This is a genomic window from Corynebacterium tapiri, assembly GCF_006334925.1.
GTDB classification, from domain to species: domain Bacteria; phylum Actinomycetota; class Actinomycetes; order Mycobacteriales; family Mycobacteriaceae; genus Corynebacterium; species Corynebacterium tapiri.
Genome location: NZ_VDHJ01000003.1, coordinates 223,236 through 238,642, shown reverse-complemented (window position 1 = coordinate 238,642; position 15,407 = coordinate 223,236). Strand labels below are relative to the sequence as shown.

The 15,407-nt window shown below is 61.9% G+C and carries 13 protein-coding genes; 6 read left to right on the top strand and 7 right to left on the bottom strand.

Going from position 1 to position 15,407, the window contains the following annotated elements:
* Positions 1-3 precede the first annotated feature (3 nt).
* Positions 4-435 (bottom strand): hypothetical protein, encoded by a 432-nt coding sequence (locus tag FHE74_RS03280; RefSeq protein WP_139465065.1) that lies wholly within the window; start codon positions 433-435, stop codon positions 4-6.
* A 32-nt stretch (positions 436-467) separates the two neighbouring features.
* Between FHE74_RS03280 and FHE74_RS03275 the strand changes: the two genes are divergently transcribed.
* Both FHE74_RS03275 and FHE74_RS03270 read left to right on the top strand, forming a co-directional pair.
* Entirely contained in the window at positions 468-1,298 is an 831-nt protein-coding gene (locus FHE74_RS03275; protein ID WP_246049168.1) for an EamA family transporter, read from the top strand.
* Positions 1,299-1,304: 6 nt separating this feature from the next.
* Positions 1,305-2,684, top strand: a complete 1,380-nt coding sequence (locus FHE74_RS03270; protein WP_139465064.1) for a DNA polymerase IV — start codon at positions 1,305-1,307, stop codon at positions 2,682-2,684.
* Here FHE74_RS03270 and FHE74_RS03265 read toward each other — a convergent pair.
* Positions 2,673-3,560, bottom strand: a complete 888-nt coding sequence (locus FHE74_RS03265; RefSeq protein ID WP_139465063.1) for an asparaginase — start codon at positions 3,558-3,560, stop codon at positions 2,673-2,675. The two genes, FHE74_RS03270 and FHE74_RS03265, sit on opposite strands and share 12 nt — an antisense overlap.
* Before the next feature lie 174 nt (positions 3,561-3,734).
* Here FHE74_RS03265 and FHE74_RS03260 point away from each other — a divergent pair, with 174 nt between their 5' ends.
* Entirely contained in the window at positions 3,735-4,379 is a 645-nt protein-coding gene (locus FHE74_RS03260) for a WKL family lipoprotein (protein ID WP_139465140.1), read from the top strand.
* Here the strand turns inward: FHE74_RS03260 and FHE74_RS03255 are convergent.
* The gene (locus FHE74_RS03255) at positions 4,376-5,317 is read right to left on the bottom strand and encodes a hypothetical protein (protein ID WP_139465062.1); all 942 of its coding nucleotides are present in this window, start codon (positions 5,315-5,317) and stop codon (positions 4,376-4,378) included. The genes FHE74_RS03260 and FHE74_RS03255 overlap by 4 nt on opposite strands.
* Positions 5,318-5,445: 128 nt before the next feature.
* On the opposite strand from FHE74_RS03255, the gene lspA reads away from it, so the two are divergent.
* The 3 genes from lspA to FHE74_RS03240 are packed head-to-tail and all read left to right on the top strand — an operon-like array spanning position 5,446 to position 7,335.
* The gene (gene lspA, locus FHE74_RS03250; RefSeq protein WP_139465139.1) at positions 5,446-5,898 is read left to right on the top strand and encodes a signal peptidase II; all 453 of its coding nucleotides are present in this window, start codon (positions 5,446-5,448) and stop codon (positions 5,896-5,898) included.
* A complete protein-coding gene (locus FHE74_RS03245) occupies positions 5,888-6,814 on the top strand; it encodes an RluA family pseudouridine synthase (RefSeq protein ID WP_139465061.1) in 927 nt (308 codons plus the stop codon). The genes lspA and FHE74_RS03245 overlap by 11 nt, the downstream gene beginning before the upstream one ends.
* Positions 6,811-7,335 (top strand): hypothetical protein, encoded by a 525-nt coding sequence (locus tag FHE74_RS03240; RefSeq protein ID WP_139465060.1) that lies wholly within the window; start codon positions 6,811-6,813, stop codon positions 7,333-7,335. The genes FHE74_RS03245 and FHE74_RS03240 overlap by 4 nt, the downstream gene beginning before the upstream one ends.
* Here FHE74_RS03240 and rarD read toward each other — a convergent pair.
* From rarD to FHE74_RS03220, 4 genes are all read right to left on the bottom strand, one after another.
* On the bottom strand, positions 7,325-8,182 hold the full coding sequence (rarD, locus tag FHE74_RS03235; RefSeq protein ID WP_139465059.1) for an EamA family transporter RarD: 858 nt from the start codon (positions 8,180-8,182) through the stop codon (positions 7,325-7,327). The two genes, FHE74_RS03240 and rarD, sit on opposite strands and share 11 nt — an antisense overlap.
* Positions 8,183-8,283: 101 nt before the next feature.
* Positions 8,284-8,607, bottom strand: coding sequence for a hypothetical protein (locus FHE74_RS03230; RefSeq protein ID WP_139465058.1), 324 nt, complete (start codon positions 8,605-8,607; stop codon positions 8,284-8,286).
* A gap of 364 nt (positions 8,608-8,971) precedes the next feature.
* Positions 8,972-13,903, bottom strand: coding sequence for a DEAD/DEAH box helicase (locus tag FHE74_RS03225; protein WP_139465057.1), 4,932 nt, complete (start codon positions 13,901-13,903; stop codon positions 8,972-8,974).
* A gap of 69 nt (positions 13,904-13,972) precedes the next feature.
* Positions 13,973-15,364: a GntP family permease gene (locus tag FHE74_RS03220; protein ID WP_139465056.1), complete on the bottom strand. Its 1,392-nt coding sequence runs from the start codon at positions 15,362-15,364 to the stop codon at positions 13,973-13,975.
* Between the last annotated feature and the right edge of the window lie 43 nt (positions 15,365-15,407).

The following is a 15,407-nucleotide window of genomic DNA, read 5'->3' as shown; positions in this document are numbered from 1 at the left end:
CCCTTATGGGGTTGATGTGGCGGAGATCCCTCGGCTCTCCGGCGGCTGGGTGTCAGCCTCGGGCTCTGTGAACTCACCGGTGCCGGCGATGTCCAGGATTCCCAGACCGTTGCGTGCGCAGTAGTCCTGCAGCCACTGGTGGGCGGCCTGGACGTCCTCGTCTGCCAGGGTGATCTCCAGGTGATCCCAGTCCACGAAGTACTTGGCCGGGTGTACGCCGCGCTCCTGGGCGTCCTCGATTTCGGACTCAGCAGCGTCGTCCGCGGGGAAGACGGTCTGCAGGGAGGACGCGCACTCGGTGACGGCGCTGGATTGCTCACCGGGAGAGTACGCGGGGTCGTCGTCACGCGTAAACACACCCTGCGCCCAGGTGCGCCTTTCTGCGGCGTCAGCGGGAATGAGGGACGGGTCGTAGACGATGAGGTCGTAACTCATGGCACCCACCCTAATCACTACACTTTCAAGCCATGGGTTCCTCGCGCTATGCAGCTCCGGCGATCATGATCGGATCCGGGGTGAGCTTGTACGCAGGAGCCGCGCTGGCCGTTATACTCTTCGCATCCTTCCCGCCGTCGCTGGTGGCATGGTTTCGCATCGCCGGTGCGGCAGTGATCCTGGTGGGTCTGACCCGCCCGTCATTACGCAGCTTCTGGGGGCGCGCCGGGGGCTTCGCAGCGCTGTACGGACTGGTCACCTTGGCGATGAACACGACGTTCTACGAGGCGATTGCGCGTATTCCCATGGGCACCGCGGTGGCCATCGAGTTTGCTGGCCCGGTAGCCGTTGCAGCCTTGGGCTCGCGCGGGGCGCGTGATGTGGCCGCACTGGTCTGTGCTGGGGCGGGGGTGCTGCTGATGTCGGGTGCGGTGATCAGTGATTCGCTGAGTGGGCTGCTCTTCGCGCTGCTCGCGGGGCTGATGTGGGCGGCCTACATCATGCTTGGTTCTCGAATCGCGCTCCAGGGTAACTCGCAGACCAGCGTGGCTGTGGGCTTCGCGTGGGCAGCCGTGCTCACCTTGCCGGTGGCACTCTTGCTGCGCGATCCCCACCAGGACTCCAACTTATTAGTGACCACCACGATCGTGCTGGGGTTGGGCCTGCTGTCTGCCGCCATCCCGTACTCCCTGGACCAGATCGTCCTCCGCAAGGCCGGGGCGGCGTATTTTGCGCTGCTGCAGGCGATCTTGCCGATCGTGGCAGCGATCATCGGGGCGGTTGCCCTACGTCAGATGCTGTCCGCCGCAGAGGTCATCGGTATTGCGCTGGTGGTGCTGGCCATCGGGATGCGCAGGCCCTAAAGACTTATGCGACGCTGGGTTCTCCACATCGACATGGATGCGTTCTTCGCGTCCGTCGAGCAGCTGACCCGTCCCACGCTGGCGGGGCGTCCTGTCCTGGTTGCTGGGGTCAGCGGCAGGGGAGTCGTGGCGGGCGCGTCCTATGAGGCTCGAGCTTATGGCGCGCGGTCGGCCATGCCCACGGCGCGGGCCGCGCGTTTGGTGGGGCCGAAGGTGGTGCTGGTGAGCCCGCGCAAGGAGGTGTACTCCGTCGCGTCGCGACGCGTATTCGACCTCATCGCCTCGCGTGTCGACGTCTTCGAACAACTCTCTATCGACGAAGCCTTCATGGAACCCTCCGAGCTGCAGGGAGCGAGCGCCGAGGAGGTCAGGCAGTGGGCGAACAACCTGCGCGCGGAGCTGCGAAAAGAGACCGGCTTGCCGGCCTCGATCGGGGCGGGATCGGGCAAGCAGTACGCCAAGATCGGCTCTGGAGAGGCCAAACCAGACGGGGTGTTCATCCTGCCGGCGGAGCGGCAGCTGGAGGTGCTGCACCCGATGAAGGTCGGCAAGCTGTGGGGCGTGGGGCCCGTGACCGAGAAGAAGCTGCAGGACGTGGGCGTGCACACCATCGGCGACCTGGCCGGGCTGACGCTCCGGGAGGTCGACATCACCCTGGGCAACACGGTGGGTCGGGCCCTGTGGGCGCTGGCCAAGGGCGTGGACGAGCGACCGGTCGCTCCCCGGGCCGAAGCAAAACAGACCTCGGCTGAACACACGTATCCCCAAGACCTAACCACCTCGCAGGAGGTTGATGCGGCCGTGGTGCGCTCGGCGAAGGATGCTCATCGGCGCCTGGTACGCGATGGGCGTGGCGCTCGGACCGTGACGGTGAAGCTGCGCATGGCGGACTTTCACATCGAGTCGCGCTCGGCGACTCTGGCCTATGCCACCGATGACCTGGAAACGTTGACGGCCGTGGCCAAGCGGGTGACTCGGTACCCAGATGAGGTGGGACCGATCCGGCTGGTGGGCGTGAGCTACTCGGGGCTGGAAGCAACGCGGCAGGACATCCTGTTTCCGGAGCTGGACCAACTGGTAGTTCCGCCGCGCGAGACGGATTACGAGGTCGGGGTATCCGATGGGGTCACGGTCTCTGTCGCTGCACCTCAACCAGCCGAAACGCAGGTGCGCTTCCGCGCCACCCAGGATGTGGAGCACGAGGAGTTCGGGCACGGTTGGGTACAGGGGACCGGGCACGGGGTGGTGTCGGTGCGCTTTGAGACGCGCGCCACTGGACCCGGGTTCAGCAAGACCCTGTCGGTGGACGATCCGCAGCTGCACCCCGGCGACCCCGTGACCTCGTTGGCGTGGGATGAGTGGATCGCCGAGAACTTAGAGCAGTAGTTCGCGCGGATCTCGGCCGGCGGCCAGCGCCACGATGAGCGCGATGCGCGCCTGCGCTGCCGAGAGCGGGCCGGAGGCGAGAGCGCCCTGGTCTGCCAGGGTGGAGCCACCGCCTGGTCCGCCGTAGGCCAACTCGGTTGGGCCCCGGCCCACACGGGTGGCTATCACCACGGGAATGTCTTGCTCCAGCAGCTTCCCGATCTCCTGGCCGGCCTGCTCGGAAACGTTGCCTGAACCCATGGCGGCAACCACCAGTCCGTCCACCCCGGTGGCGGCTACAGCCGCCACTACGCTTGCGGGGGCTCCTGGATACATTGCCACGATGGGTACGTGGAACCCGTCGAGAAGCACACGCTCACACGGGGCCGGGCGTGCGCCATGCGGCTCTGAAACAAAGGCATCCAAATCATGGGTGTGGGCCTTGCGCAGTCCGCGAGCGGGCAGGGTGCGCGATCCGAAGTGGACATACACGCCCGGGGTTAGAGTGCGGCCGGCCGCGGCAGCACCGGCTAAGTTCTTCGGCCCGTCGGTTTCGGGGTGGTCGAAGGAGCGCTGGGCGCCGGTGATCACCACGGGCTTGTCCCAGGTGTGCATGAGGTCCAAGGCGAGCGCGGTCTCTTCCATGGAGTCGGTGCCATGCGTCAGCACTACCGCCTCCACGTCGGTGCGTTCCAGCTCGTTGTGGACGCGCGCGATGACATCGTCGAGCTCGGCAAGGGTGATGGAGGAGGAGTCTAGGCGCACCACGTCGTTGACGTCGACGTCGGAAAGCCCGGCGGCCCTGGCGAGCTCGGCGCCGGTGATCGTGGGCACGAGGGCACCGGCCTCATCCTGGGTGCAGGCGATGGTGCCACCGGTAGTGAGAATTGACAACATGGCATCCCAGCGTGCCACACGCCCGCCTGTACTACAGGTAATAGACAGCCCAGGCGGTACGATATGGCGAAAAGACCACCTGTTCAGCCCCGCGTGGAGTGCTGGCGCACTATGTTGCCCACGCCGATGTCACGGCGGGATTAGCAAGGAGATGTGAGAGTGAAGTTTCGCACGATGAGTGCCGTACTCGCAGCGGGTTTGAGCCTGAGCCTGGCCGCCTGCGGTTCCGACGACAAGGCCGCCGAGTCTTCCTCCGGGGCCCAGGCCACCGCGCCGAGCTCTGCGTCTGAGGCCGCTCCGAGCCTGCCCACTGCCGCCGAGCTGAACCAGGTGATGGGCGTGGCCACCAACTCTGGTGCTCCGATGGAGCAGCGCGTGGCCACCGTGCAGGGCGGCGAGACCGTCCCGCCGGAGCTCTTTGACACCTTGGCTGCTGCTCAGGCGCAGTCCGGTGCCAGCTTCCAGGTGGTCGACCCCGTCCTGCCCGGCTACGCACCGAATTCCGCGCTGGCTACCGTGACCTTCACGCTGCCGGATCGTGCTCCCAACACCGCCGAGAACGTGGAGTTCATTCACGAGAACGGCCAGTGGAAGTTGTCCCAGTCCTGGGCTTGCACCCTGATCACCAGCACGGTGGCTCCGGAGCAGGTTCCGCAGATGTGCCAGGACTCCGCGGCCATCGGTGGCGGGGTTGCGCCGGCTGCTCCTGCTGCTCCCGCACCGGCTGCTCCGGGTGCGCCTGCTGATCCCGCAGCGCCTGCCCCGGCTCCTGCTCCGGCAGACCCCGCTGCACCGGCAGCTCCGGCGCCGGCTGCTTAATTAAGCTTGACCGCCAGCGAGGAGTCCTGCACTACTTGCTGCGGCTGAGAACCTGCATAGACCACCCGTGTGGTGGTCTTTATGTCTGCGTTCACCGGGAGAGCCTGGGACAAATCCACGACGATCGTTCCCTTGCTCCAGCTCTGCGTCGAGGCGACCTTGAGCTCTTCGCCTGCCTCACCCTCGACACCGGTGACATTGAGTGCGCCCAACGACGGGCGCCGCTCGATGGACACGTCGAGTACGGCGCGATTGCCGTTAAGTTCCCGCATCACGTAGGTGCTGCTCTGCAGCAGGTTGGCGTCTCCCGGGACGCGCACGTCCACGCCCCAGGTGGCACCAACGCCCACCTCTTCTTCGGGGAAGACGGGGAGTACGCCCATGGTGGACAGCAGAGCCTTTTCCACGCTTGCGCGAGCTTGATCGGTGGCCTCCGGAGGGGCGGAGAACATCACGGTGGATACGCGGCCTTGATCGTCGCCACGCCAACCCATGCGAAAGCCCGATGCGCTCTTCAGCGAGGTGCGCTCGAGATCGCCAACCCTAAACTCCGGAGCACGCGTGGCCTCCTGCTGGCCCTCGGAAGCCTCGGAGGCAGCGTCCGTAGAGCCAGTTAGTGGCAGGGTGATGTGCTCGCCCGATCCCACGAAGTTCTCCGGCGGTACCGGATCAACGGAGGCAGCATGCTCCACGCGCTGCTCAAATCCCTCGCTGACATCGAGCGTGACCTGCTGCTCGGCAGCGTCCACATCGGAGTAGCGCAGCTGCGTGCGCTCTTCTCCGCCTTGGGTGACCAGGGTGATGCGCGGGGCATCCACGGGGGCGCCGATGCCTTGCTCAGTAGGGGTGCGGCCGGCGGGAGCCTCGGACGTGCAGGCCGCCAGGCTTAGTGAGGCGAGCGCGGCGACGGTGGCGACAGAAAGGCGAGAAAACTTCACGGTCCCACGCTACCGCGTGCCAGGTTCGCGGACTTCAGCAGTCATGGGTGACAATGGTGGGCGTGTCTTCAGCCGTAACACCTAGCACCGCAGACCGTCCGCCAGCACGAGGCCGCAACATGGGCCTGATGTTGGGCATCATGCTCGCGGTTGCCGCCATCGATCAGGCCACCAAGCAGTACATGCTCTCCACACTGGTGGAAGGCGTGGCGCGCCCTGTGATCGGGGACTGGTTCCGCTTCCTGTTGATCTTCAATCCCGGTGCCGCCTTCGGTTTGGGGCAGAACAACACGTGGCTGTTTACCACGATCCAGCTGGGGTTTGTCATCGCCGCCTGCATCGCGTCCTGGTTCATGCGCGACCGCTTCTCCGGGGTTGGCCTGGCGTTTATCGGCGGGGGCGCGCTGGGCAACCTGATCGACCGCCTCTTCCGCGAGCCCGGGTTCTGGTTCGGTCACGTCGTTGACTTCATCTCTGTGGGCAACTTCGCCATCTTCAACCTCGCCGACGCCGCCATTAACGTAGGCGTGGTGCTGTTCATCATCGCCATCGTCACAGAGGAGCGTCGCCATGGCGCGTGAGACTCGCCAACTGCCCGTCCCCGAGGGACTCGAGGGAATGCGTGTCGACGCCGCGGTGAGCCGTCTCTTCGGCCTCTCTCGTGCCGTCGCGGCTGATCTCGTGGCCGCGGGGGATGTGCTTATCGACGCCGCCACCACCTCCAAATCCGACCGCCTGAGCGCGGGCTCCTGGCTGGAGGTCACCCTGCCCGCGCCCGAGGAACCTCTGACGCCCAAGGAGGAGCTGGTCGAGGGCATGGACATCCTCTACAGCGACGACGACCTCATCGCCGTGAACAAACCGGTAGGCGTGGCCGCGCACCCCACCATCGGCTGGGATGGGCCGACCGTGGTTGGTGGCCTAACCGCCGCGGGCTTTCGCATCTCCACTTCCGGCCCTCCGGAGCGCAAGGGCATCGTGCAGCGCCTGGACGTGGGCACCTCCGGCGTGATGGTGGTGGCCGCCTCGGAGCGCGGGTACAGCTCGCTGAAGCAGGCATTTCGCGATCGCACCGTGAGCAAGAACTACCACGCCCTGGTCCAAGGCCTGCCCGATCCGATCAAGGGCACCGTGGATGCCCCCATTGGCCGGCACCCCTCGGCCGGGTGGCGCTTCGCCGTGACCGAGGGCGGCAAGCACGCGATCACGCACTACGAGGTCATCGAGGCCTTCCGCGAGGTCAGCCTTTTGGACATCAAGCTGGAGACCGGGCGCACCCACCAGATCCGCGTGCACATGTCCTCCATCGGGCATCCGTGTGCCGGTGACCCGATGTACGGCTGCGACCCCAACCTGGCCAAGCGCTTGGGCCTGATCCGCCAATGGCTGCACGCGGTGCGCCTGGGCTTCCACCATCCTTCGAGTGGCTCGTGGATGGAGATCACCGCGCCCTACCCGGATGACCTGGCAGGTGCTTTGGACAAGGTGCGCCAGTGAGCTTGGACGGGGTGGATCGCACCCGCGTAGGCCTGGCTACTGCGTCCGCCGTGGGCTTGGTAGGTCTGTTGGTCTTTGCCAGCCTCAACTCCGAACCGCCGGCGCAAGTGGGCTCCAACGGCGACGTCCTGGGACCCGAGGGTGGGCAAACCTTGAGCGCTTACCGCGACGAGGCCAATCAGACCCTTGCAGAGGCCCCGCAGGATCAGCCGGCCTACTCCATGGTCACGTTCAGCTCTACGCTGACTCCCCAGGAGGTCGGAGAGATCACCTCTGAGCTGCGTCGCGTGAACGCTGTGGTCAGTCAGGCCAACGCCCCGCGCCCGATCCCCGAGCCGGTCGAAGGCGCCACGCGTGCCGAGGTATTCCAGCAGTACACCGACGGCCTGGACGCGGTAATTGCGTATGACACGCCTGAGGCTTTGAAGCCGCTTCTTGATGATCCCCGCGTGCTGGCCGTGGAAGTTCTGCCGCCAGATGCCGTGTGGGGAGCGTTCGGGGTACGCCCGCCTAGGGCTTGACGCGACGGCGCGCAGTCAGCAAATCCCCCAAGTAGACCGCCACCGCGACCCAGATGATGACGAAGCCGATCCAGCGCGCCGGAGTCTGCGTCTCATGGACCACAAACACGGCCCAGAGCATCTGCATCGTCGGGGTGATGTACTGCAGCATGCCGATGGCAGACAGCGGCAGACGCTTGGCACCGGCTCCGAAGAAGAACAGGGGAGCGGCGGTGACGATGCCGGAGATGATCAGCAGAAGCGTGTGCGAGGGGCCCTCGCTTAGGAGCGTTGAGTTACCCTGCGATCCGTTGACCAGAAGGTAGATCAGTGCAATCGGGGCCACCACCAGAGTTTCTGCCGTGAGTGATCCGGCGGCAGAAAGGTGGATGCGCTTTTTGATCAAGCCATAAAACCCAAACGTCAGCGCCAGCCCCACGGCCAGGAACGGCGGCTGCCCGGTGAGGAACGTCAACCAGAGCACGCCCACAATGGCGATGACCACGGCGAGTTTTTGCAGGATACGAAGGCGCTCACCGAGGAAGAGCATGCCCAACGCGATGGAGACCAACGGATTGATGAAGTACCCCAGGGCGGCCTCGGCCACGTGCCCGGTGTTGACCGCTAGCACGTAGATGCCCCAGTTACCCGAGACCAATACACCGGCCGCTGCTACCCACAGCCATTGCTTTGCGGTTGCCCTGCGCAGCTCCGCAAAACCGCGGGTGACCAGGAGTGCTATGACCATGAACACGGCGCACCACACAATGCGGTGCGCCAGGATCTCACCCGGACCGGCAGGCTTAAGCAGCGGGAAGAACGCGGGGAAGAAGCCCCACATGAGGTAGGCGGCGAGGACAAACGGCATGGGGGCCACTTTAGGGCACGGGGTGGTGGGCACATGTTTACCCCTGAGACGAGTAACACCCCGTGCACACAGGCACGAGGCGTAACTTCAGACGGAATCTATTAACTGCGCGAGGAGACGCTCAATACGGAGCTCAGCTGGGAAGACAGCGACGGCGCGGTAGTGTTGGCTGGCTTGGGTTGAGTTGGCTGCTGCGGTGCTGGCTCGGTGGGCTGTGCCGGGGTGGTCGGCTGCTCGGGCTCGGCATTGGGCTTGTCGACGATCAGCCCGGTGGGAGTTTCGCCTTCGGTCTCGCTGCAGTACAGAATGGTGTTCTGTACTTGATCTGGCAAGGTGTCAGCCTCAAAAGCGGACCCGGAGGCGGCGATGGAGAAGGTGGTCCAGTTTTCACTGCGCTCGCCCTTCAAGTCAGCAAAGAGGAGCATGCAATCCTTTTTCGTCGAATTTTTCGACGATCCTCCACTTAGACCTGATGTGTCACCGATATCAGGGGCAAGCGTTGCTGTGTCACGCCCCGCAAGCGATCGTCAGCCGATGCAGTGGGAGCGATGGTGTCGAGGCCTTCACGTCCTCGTCGGAAAAATTGACGATTTGGCTACTGGAGCGAAGCGAAACTGAAGTGAACACTCGGCCGCCCTCGTTCGTCTTTTGGCGGCAACGGTATAAGCCAAGGTGAATTTATTAAAGACCGGCCCTAGCGCCTCGCTGTGGTGAGGCAGTGGAACCGGTCGTGTTGTGTCCGAAGTTACTGGACTGTCATCGCTGCACCATTTAATGGGCGAAGGGGACCTACCCCAGATCGTCAATAATTTTGACGGTCTCCACCGCCACTCGCGTCACCTTGCCGATTAGATCCACGATGTAGCGCGGATTGCCCACCTCGTCGGCCCAGTCGTTCGGATCGTTGACGATGCCCGATTTCTTATCTGTCTTCACCTGATAGCGGTCGATGATCCACGCCAGTGCCGAGCGCGACCCCAGCATGTAGCGGTCCGCTTCCTCCGGGATCCCCGCAATAGTCACCTTGGGGTTGTAGATCATCGTGGTGACGTCGTTAACCTTCTTGCCGGTCTCCTCATCTACCTTCTTGGTCCACTTGAGCTTAATCACACGCCAGGTCTCGCGATCCTCCGGATCGGCCGACTCCTTTAACTGAACATCCAGTGGATAGGGCTCGACGTCCTCATAGTTGACGTGCAGGTCCATCAGCTTCTTACCCGCAGCTGCGACGCGATCGAAGCGAGCGCGATCGGTCTCGGGCTCGATGTGCGGCAGCATTTTCTTTAGATCTGCCTTGTACTTCTCCCGGTACTCAGGATCGTGCAGCTGGCCGTAGACGTAATGGAAGATGTCGTCACCGGTAACGTCCTCGCCAAGCGCTTCTCGGTAGAGAGTCTTGATTTCATCCGTGATGTTGTCGGTGCGCACGTAGCCATCGACGACTTCGCCGATCTCTCCGTAGATGCTGTGTTCTGAAGGTTGCTTCTCGACGACTCCCGTGCCGAATAGCTCCCCGTCGTCAGCCTCGAACTTTTCCCAGGTGAAGCGGGGGAAGAATTGGGATGAAGCGATGGTATGAAGGTCCGGGACCAGATTAGTTGCAAGGGCGTCCCCTCCAACGGTTTCTCCAGGGCTAACCACAACAAAACCTATGTTTTGATGAGCTACGGAAGGAAACATGCGTGGCAGCTGTGACATGCGGTCATTGAAGACCGGATGAAAAATGACTTTAGGAGTGGTAAAAGGCCTATACAGGGCCGGGATTATTTGTTCTGAATCTGGAATTTGTATCTCAGACCTATTCTGCAATCTGTTAATGAGATTAGAGGACCACTTAATTTTAGTGGGGTCTACTAGCTCGGGTTCCTGTTTTAGGAATTCGTTGATAGATTTTTCTTTCTCCAGTTTGGACACGGCTTCATTGAAAGTTTTAACGAAAGTGTCAATGCTTTTTATTAGGGTTTCATTGCTAAAGTTGTAAACCCAGGAGTCGCGGTTGGTGCTCAACCCTGTCGCGGACGTCTTGAAAAAGTTAACAGATCCTATGGGATTCTTGCCTAGAGCTGGCCAGGTCCCGAAGTCTTCGGAGCGTTGCGAGATCCAGTCGCCATGAGAATTAGGTATAATTTCTTCCCAGTCAAGATTGCTAGGGGTCGCACGGTTTACAATCTCGAGTTTTTCTTCGGCAGAAAGATAGTCACCTATGTCTTTATAGTAAATGCGATTTTCGTGGTCGGATGGGTTCTTAATGCCGATCGTGATTGCAATGGTGGTTCGTCCACCATCTCGAAAGACATTTCCGGCTTCTTTGCGGCGTTGCATACCTGAGGTTCGAGCATTGCCTCTCAGATTAAAGACGTATAGGTCGGAGAAATCTTTTTGGAAGCTCAGTCGGACTCCGTCGCCTGAGTTGCCATCAATCCATCCTCCATTGGATACAAAGGCGACGATCCCCTTATCGCCAACCCGATCGGTTGCCCATCGGAAAGCGCGCAGATAGGAGTCGTAAAGTTTGATTTTTGCCTTCGCAGTTGAATTCTTCGCGTAAGTATCGGAAATTCGACCATCTAGAGTTGGGTAGTTTAAATTCGCATTCATGTCGTTTGCTGAATTCTGGCCTGATGAATAAGGCGGATTTCCCACAATCACATGAATCGGTGCGTCCTTCTGGCGCTGAATCCGCTCGTTGTTGTCCACGAACATATCCAAATCAAGGGCATCGTCTTCTTCGTGGACCTGGAATGTATCGGCCAATGCGATGCCCTCAAAGGGCTCGTAACCCGGTTCTTCTGCACCATCACGCTGCGCCCGCTCGGAAACAATTGCGTGGTACGTCGTTTCAATGTTGACGGCCGCGACGTAGTAGGCCAGCAACATGATCTCGGTGGCGTGTAGCTCAGTGGCATACTTGCGTGCCAAATCTTCCGGGCTGATCAGTCCGCTTTGAAGTAGCCGGACCATGAACGTACCGGTGCCGGTGAAGGGGTCGAGGATGTGGACTCCCTCGTCGGTAAGCCCCTTACCAAAATGCTTGCGGGAGACCTCGTCGGCAGCGCGGAGTATGAAGTCGACGACCTCGACCGGGGTGTACACGATGCCCAAGGCTTCAGACTGTTTCTTAAAGGCCTTGCGGAAGAAGCGCTCGTAAAGCTCCTTGATCACTTCCTGCTTGCCGGACGCGCTGGTGACCTCGGAGGCGCGCACGCGGACGGATTGGTAGAACTTCTCTAGTCCGTCGGTCTCGGTTTCCAGGCGCTTGTCGGCCAGGGCGTTGACCATGCGGGTCATTACCTGAGCCACGGGGTTGTGGGAAGCGAAGTCGTGCTCGCTGAAAAGCGCGTCAAAGACCGGGGCAGTGATCAGGTGCTGGGAGAGCATGCTGATGGCCTCGGGCTCGGAGATGGAGTCGTTCAAGTTGGCGCGCAGGCCGGTGATGAAGCGTTCGAACTCTTTGCGCAGGGCCGGGGAGGCATCGTCAATCAACGCGGTAATGCGGGCAATTTGTGCTTGGGCAATGTCGGCAACATCGTCAGCCCAGTCTTCCCAGTAGGTGCGGGTGCCCACCTTGTCCACCAGCTTGGTGTACATGGCCTCCTGCCACTGATCCAGGGAGAAAAGGCCAAGCTGCTCAGAGGTGACCGCTGGCTCATCAGATGTTTCACCGACGTGCTCGACCGCTAGCTTGTCACGCAGGCTGTTGCCGGACGCATTGTCCTTGTCCTGCGGATCCTTCTCCTGCTCATTGAGGCTGATGGAGTTGACCATCGCGTTAAAACGGTCGTCGTGGGCGCGCAGAGCGTTGAGGATCTGCCAGACCACCTTGAACCGGCGATTGTCGTTGAGCGCCTGGGACGGGGGAGTGTTCGGCGGCACCGCGACCGGCAGGATGATGTAGCCGTAGTTCTTATCCTTGGCCTTGCGCATCACGCGTCCGACGGACTGGACCACGTCCACCATGGAGTTGCGGGGGTTGAAGAACGCGATCGCATCCAGGGCAGGCACGTCCACGCCCTCCGAGAGGCAACGCGCGTTGGTGAGGATCTTGGTGGAGTCCTCTTCTGGAGTTGCCTTAAGCCAGGTGAGAAGCTTGCCGCGCTCGAGCGCGTTCATGCCGCCGTCGACGTGCTCGGCCTGAACAGCAAGGTCCACGTTGTGCAGCGAGACGTCAGTGTTGGTGGCGGCTTTTTCCTTCAGCCCATAGGAGAAGGAATCGATGAGGCTCGGAAAGGCAGCGGCGATCTTTTTGGACGTCTTGATGTCCTTGGCAAAGGCGACGGCGCGCTTCATCGCGGTCTCGTTGGAGGAGAAACCGCTGGCGGTGTCTTGCTCGTTTCCAGATCGCTTGGCCAGCGCGTTCCAGGTGCCGATCATTGCTGAGGCCAGATCGAGAGTCACCTCATTGTCAGCGGAGTTCATCCTGGTCATCGCGTCGGCGGCGGTGGACTCGTCGACGGTCATCACCACGACCTTGTAGTCGGTGAGCAGCCCGCGCTCCACGGCCTCGCCGAAGCCCAGGCGGTGAAACTCGGGGCCGTAGGTGGACTCGTCGTCCATGGAGGCGATCTCGGCAGAGTGCTCGGTTGCCTTGGCCTTGGTGGTGTCGTCGAAAAGCCGCGGAGTGGCCGTCATGTACAACCGCTTGCCGGCCTTGATGTAGTCCTCATCGTGAACGCGGGTGAAATTCGACGGGTCTTCGCCAGCGAGCGTGACACCGGTGGTGCGGTGGGCCTCGTCGCAGATGATCAGGTCAAAGTCGGGCGCTCCGTTGGCCTGCGCGTCGTGGATGGCTTGGATTGACTGGTAGGTAGAGAACACCACGTTGAGGCCGGCGGCGCGCTTGCCGTGCTCCATGCGCTCGGCAAGATGCTTGCCGTTGGTGGTGACCGGGACCTCAAGGTCATATGCCGCGATGTCCTCGGCGGCCTTGGACACCTTGGTGTCAGAACAAACCGCAAAGGGCTTCAAATCCAGGTTTGCCTGGGCGGTCCACTCCTTCAGCGTTTGAGAGAGCAGGCTGATCGAGGGAACGAGAAAGAGCACGCGGGCGCGTCCTCCCAGCTGCTCTGCATAGGTTTCGGCCAGGCGCAGGGAGGTAAAGGTCTTGCCAGTACCGCAGGCCATGACCAACTTGCCGCGATCGTGCGTACCGAATGCCTCAATGGTCTTGTCGATGGCTTCCTGCTGGTGCGGGCGCGGAGCAAAGGTCTCCTTGAGGGAGAGGTCGATGGAGATCTCCGAACCGGGGAAGGCCACGTCCCAATTCACGCGGGAATCTGCGATCGCACTGATTCCAATGCGCGAAACCGGGATTTGCTGGTTCTCCAACATGGATTCAGCGTTCTTGGACCACTTGTCCGTGGTGGAGATGATCACGCGGTGGCTGAAGCCTTCGGTGCCCTTATCCGTGGTGAAGGTGCGTCCGGATGCCTCGAAGAAGGAATCCAGGTTTTGCTTCTGCAGGTAGGCGGTGGGCTTGTAGAACTTGCATTGAATAGCAACCCAGGAATCATCCTCGGAGCTGCGGGCCACCAGGTCGATGCCGGTGTCGGTCTTGCCGCCATTGTGCGGCCACTCGTTAAACCGGTAGACCTCTGAATATTCCTGGCTCAACACCGGATCCACGCGGAAGTAGTTGAGCATGAGCTTCTCAAACATGTAGCCACGCGTGGCGTCGTTAGTGACTTCGTTGAGTTGATCCAGGACATCGGAGATTGCAGCCATAAGAAACAGTATGGCGCAACAGGTAATGGATTTTGTGAAAAGCCTGGGAACTAATTCATCGAAGAATCACTAAACCAACCCACTCCCAGCAAACAACACCAGCACGATCGCAAAGCCCACCACCGACACCAGCACCTGGTTCACGGTCCAGGTACGCAGGGTAGTGGCCACGTCCATGCCCATGAGTCGACCCACCAGCCAGAAGCCAGAGTCGTTGACGTGGCTGCCAAACACCGAGCCCGCAGCGGTGGCCAACACCAGCAAAGCAACCTGCACCGAGTTGTAGCCGGCGGCCTCCACGGCCGGGACCATGAGAGCTGCAGCGGTCGTCAGGGCCACCGTGGCCGAGCCCTGGGCCAAACGCAGCACCACCGCAATCAGGTACACCGCCACAATCACCGGCAGCCCCATGCTCGCCATCACCTCAGAGAGTGCGTCGCCGATACCCGAGGTGCGCAGCACACCGCCAAACATGCCTCCTGCACCGGTGATCAAAACGACCGAGCAAATCGGGCCCAGGGCCTGTTCCACGGCCTGCTCGACCTCGGTGCGCCCCATACCCATCCGCAGACCCAGCACCACGGTGGCCACCAGAGTGCTGATCAGCAAGGCAATCGGGGTCTGGCCCAAGAAGATCAAGAACTGCACCCAGCGCGCGCCCTTGTCAATCGTTCCGGCAGCACTAAGCGCGGAGAGCCCGGTATTGCCCAGAATGAGCAGAATCGGAATGGCTAGCACGCCCAGCACTGCGGCCGGGGAAGCAAGCCGATGTCCGGGCTTCAGGTCACGCTCCGGGCCAACCAACAGGTCGGTCACCGGGAACGGGAAGCGGCGACCAGACACCAGACCCCACCAATAACCGGAAACCAACCAGGTGGGTAGTGCAACCACCAGGCCGAGCAGAAGGATCAGGCCGAGGTCAGCTCCATAGAAACCGGCCGCCGCAACCGGGCCGGGGTGGGGAGGCAGGTAGACGTGGGTGACGGAGAATGCACCGGCTGCGGGAATTCCATAGGACAAAACGGGGCCGTTAATACGCCTGGCCACGGCAAAGATGACCGGGAGCATCACAATCAGGCCGGCATCGAAGAAGATAGGCACGCCAACAATGAGCGAGGCAACACCGAGTGCCAGCGGTGCGCGCTGCTCTCCGAAGCGTCGCAGCATCAGCTCCGCCAGGCTTTGCGCGCCACCAGACAGCTCCACCAAGCGGCCCAGCATCGCACCGAGGCCCACTAGCAACGCCACGGACGCCAAGGTGGATCCGAATCCCTCGGTCATCGTTTTCACCACGCCCTCGAAGGGGATGCCGGCGGCAAGTGCGGTAAGCGCAGAGACCGTGACCAGGGTGATGAACGCGTGTACGCGGAACACAATCACCATGACCAGAATGAGCGCCACAGCTGCGAGCGCGATGGCAAGTAGCGGACCTGCTGAAAGAGTTGGGGTCCAGGTATCCAAGAGCTGGCCTTTCACAACCGAGGAGCAAGAATTAACTTTGGGT

Excerpts from the sequence above, each read along its gene's own strand:
- FHE74_RS03265 (WP_139465063.1), bottom strand. The coding sequence starts at position 3,560 with ATGTTGTCAATTCTCACTACCGGTGGCACCATCGCCTGCACCCAGGAT.
- FHE74_RS03230 (WP_139465058.1), bottom strand. The coding sequence starts at position 8,607 with ATGCTCCTCTTTGCTGACTTGAAGGGCGAGCGCAGTGAAAACTGGACC.
- FHE74_RS03270 (WP_139465064.1), top strand. The coding sequence starts at position 1,305 with ATGCGACGCTGGGTTCTCCACATCGACATGGATGCGTTCTTCGCGTCC.
- rarD (WP_139465059.1), bottom strand. The coding sequence starts at position 8,182 with ATGCCGTTTGTCCTCGCCGCCTACCTCATGTGGGGCTTCTTCCCCGCG.
- lspA (WP_139465139.1), top strand. The coding sequence starts at position 5,446 with ATGTTGGGCATCATGCTCGCGGTTGCCGCCATCGATCAGGCCACCAAG.
- FHE74_RS03275 (WP_246049168.1), top strand. The coding sequence starts at position 468 with ATGGGTTCCTCGCGCTATGCAGCTCCGGCGATCATGATCGGATCCGGG.
- FHE74_RS03260 (WP_139465140.1), top strand. The coding sequence starts at position 3,735 with ATGAGTGCCGTACTCGCAGCGGGTTTGAGCCTGAGCCTGGCCGCCTGC.
- FHE74_RS03225 (WP_139465057.1), bottom strand. The coding sequence starts at position 13,903 with ATGGCTGCAATCTCCGATGTCCTGGATCAACTCAACGAAGTCACTAAC.
- FHE74_RS03245 (WP_139465061.1), top strand. The coding sequence starts at position 5,888 with ATGGCGCGTGAGACTCGCCAACTGCCCGTCCCCGAGGGACTCGAGGGA.
- FHE74_RS03280 (WP_139465065.1), bottom strand. The coding sequence starts at position 435 with ATGAGTTACGACCTCATCGTCTACGACCCGTCCCTCATTCCCGCTGAC.